This window comes from Arcobacter vandammei (genome assembly GCF_016106035.1).
Classification (GTDB): Bacteria; Campylobacterota; Campylobacteria; order Campylobacterales; family Arcobacteraceae; genus Aliarcobacter; species Aliarcobacter vandammei.
Genome location: NZ_JADKPZ010000036.1, coordinates 1 through 3365 on the forward strand (window position 1 = coordinate 1; position 3365 = coordinate 3365).

The following is a 3365-nucleotide window of genomic DNA, read 5'->3' on the forward strand; positions in this document are numbered from 1 at the left end:
AGCTGGCAGTGACCTACGTTTCCACAGGGGGACCCTGCAGTATTATCGGCGATGAAGTGCTTGACTACCAGGTTCGGAATGGGGCTGGGTATTTCCACTTCTCTTTGACCACCAACAAGTTGAGTAATAAAAGCGAAGCTTTTATTATAATTAATAACTTTGAATTGTGAATTTTAAATTAAATTCAAATTCGCTCTTATTACTCATCTTGATTAGAGTTGTAAAGATAATGCTAAAGTCTTTATTGCATATAAATAAATATCTATAACTCAACATTAAACATTCATAATTAAATGATATGCTTAATAAGATAGTAAACCAAAGAAAATTGTATTAAAAAAAGCCAAACGTTCTATTAGTACTGGTCAGCTAAAGGGCTTACACCCATTACACACCCAGCCTATCAACCAGCTAGTCTTGCTGGGAACTTCAGGGAAAGTTCATCTTAGAGTTGGCTTCGAGCTTAGATGCTTTCAGCTCTTATCACATCCCAACGTGGCTACCCAACGATGCTCTTGGCAGAACAATTGGTACACCAGTGGTTGGTTCATCCCGGTCCTCTCGTACTAGGGACAAATCTCTTCAACTTTCCTACGCCCACGGAAGATAGGGACCGAACTGTCTCACGACGTTCTGAACCCAGCTCGCGTACCGCTTTAAATGGCGAACAGCCATACCCTTGGGACCGACTACAGCCCCAGGATGCGATGAGCCGACATCGAGGTGCCAAACCTCCCCGTCGATGTGAGCTCTTGGGGGAGATCAGCCTGTTATCCCCGGCGTACCTTTTATCCTTTGAGCGATGGCCCTTCCACGCAGAACCACCGGATCACTATGACCGACTTTCGTCTCTGTTCGACTTGTTGGTCTCACAGTCAAGCTAGTTTATGCCATTATACTCAGCGATGGATTTCCAACCCATCTGAACTAACCTTTGTAAGCCTCCGTTACTATTTAGGAGGCGACCGCCCCAGTCAAACTACCCACCAGACATTGTCCTGAAAGAGGATAACTCTTCGCAGTTAGTAACTCAAATATTCAAGGGTGGTATCTCAAGGATGGCTCCGACTCTACTGGCGTCTAGTCATCATAGCCTCCCACCTATCCTGCACATGAATATCCAAGCTACAGTGTCAAGCTGTAGTAAAGGTGCACGGGGTCTTTCCGTCTTTCCGCGGGTAGGAGGAATTTTCACCTCCACTACAATTTCACTGGATCCCTCTTTGAGACAGCTCCCATCTCGTTACGCCATTCATGCAGGTCAGTATTTAACTGACAAGGAATTTCGCTACCTTAGGACCGTTATAGTTACGGCCGCCGTTTACTCGGGCTTCGATCAAATGCTTCGCGTGAGCTGACATCATCAATTAACCTTCGAGCACCGGGCAGGCGTCACACCTTATACATCCACTTACGTGTTAGCAAAGTGCTGTGTTTTTGGTAAACAGTCGGGAGGGACTCTTTGTTGCAACCTCTCTAGCTTTTTGAAGCAAGTTCATATACCAAAGTAGGCACACCTTATACCGAAGATACGGTGCTAGTTTGCAGAGTTCCTTAAAGAGGGTTCTTCCACGCGCCTTAGAATACTCATCCCACCCACCTGTGTCGGTTTACGGTACGGGCAACATATAATATACTTAGTGGCTTTTCTTGGCACGACAGTATCATCGATTCTCCATCTCCTCCGAAGAGTGTCAAGAGCCTGTAAGATCTCGGTCTAACGTTAAGCGGATTTGCCTACTTAACAACCTACATCCTTCGAGCCACACTTCCATCCGTGACCTCGATTAACTCTATGCGTCCCCACATCGCGCTTATATGTTGGTATTGGAATATTAACCAATTTGCCATCGTCTACCCCTTTCGGACTCGACTTAGGACCCGACTAACCCTACGATGACGAGCATCGCGTAGGAAACCTTGGGTTTTCGGCGAAGGGGATTCTCACCCCTTTTAACGCTACTCATGCCTGCATGCTCACTTCTATCCGCTCCAGCACTCCTTACCGGTATACCTTCAACGCTGAATAGAACGCTCTCCTACCACTCAGCACTTAATAATTTCTACTTATCTTATCTAAAAGATTTTGCTAAACAGATAAAGTTAATATCTTATCTTTATCTATTTAGCCTTATATAACTACTGTTATACTTTTTCCTATAAAAATTATTAAGTGCTGAGTCTAAAGCTTCGGTGTACATCTTAGCCCCGTTATATTTTCCGCGCAGAATCACTAGACCAGTGAGCTGTTACGCTTTCTTTAAAGGATGGCTGCTTCTAAGCCAACCTCCTGGTTGTCACAGTAACTCCACATCGTTTTCCACTTAGATGTAACTTAGGGACCTTAGCTGTTAGTCTGGGTTGTTCCCCTCTCGACGACGGATTTTATCACCCACCGCCTGACTCCTGTGATTCCACATATAGTATTCATAGTTTGATAGGGTTTGGTACCGCGGTAAGCAGCCCTAGCCCATTCAGTGCTCTACCCCTATATGCTACAACACAAGGCTATACCTAAATATATTTCGGAGAGAACCAGCTATCACGAAGTTTGATTGGCCTTTCACCCCTATCCACAAGTCATCCCAAGACTTTTCAACGTCAGCGGGTTCGGTCCTCCACTGGCTCTTACACCAGCTTCAACCTGCTCATGGATAGATCACTTCGTTTCGGGTCTGCAGCATCTGACTATATCGCCCTATTAAGACTCGCTTTCGCTACGGCTTCGCACTTGGCTTAACCTTGCCAGACACCACAACTCGCAGGCTCATTATGCAAAAGGCAGTCCATCACCCTGTACAAGACATAGGGCTCTGAATGATTGTAAGCTAATGGTTTCAGGTTCTATTTCACTCTGCTCGCTGCAGTACTTTTCACCTTTCCCTCACGGTACTTGTTCACTATCGATCTGTAAGTAGTATTTAGGATTGGAGGGTGGTCCCCCCAGCTTCAGTCAAAATATCACGTGTTCCGACCTACTCAGGATACTATTAGTATTATTGAGAATTTTAATTACAGGAGTATCACCTTCTATGCTACAGCTTTCCAACTATTTCATCTATCCTCTTTAATTACACATTATAGTCCTACAACCCCCAATACAAGTATTGGGTTTGTCCTAATCCGCGTTCGCTCGCCGCTACTAACGGAATCTCATTTGATTTCTCTTCCTCTGGCTACTGAGATGTTTCACTTCACCAGGTTCGCTCCCCTTAGGGTAATATATATCTCTATATATTGGGTTGCCCCATTCAGAAATCCCCGGATCAAAGCTCTTTGGCAGCTCCCCGAGGCTTATCGCAGCCTAATACGTCTTTCATCGCCTCTTACAGTCAAGGCATCCACCATTAGCCCTTAATAGCTTA

2 rRNA genes are annotated in these 3365 nt (G+C 45.1%); both read right to left on the reverse strand.

Features of this window, described 5'->3' with window-relative positions:
* Nucleotides 1-116, reverse strand: a 5S ribosomal RNA gene (gene rrf / locus IQC44_RS11285).
* Between the two features lie 218 nt (nucleotides 117-334).
* Nucleotides 335-3364 (reverse strand): 23S ribosomal RNA (locus IQC44_RS11290).
* Nucleotide 3365 lies beyond the last annotated feature (1 nt).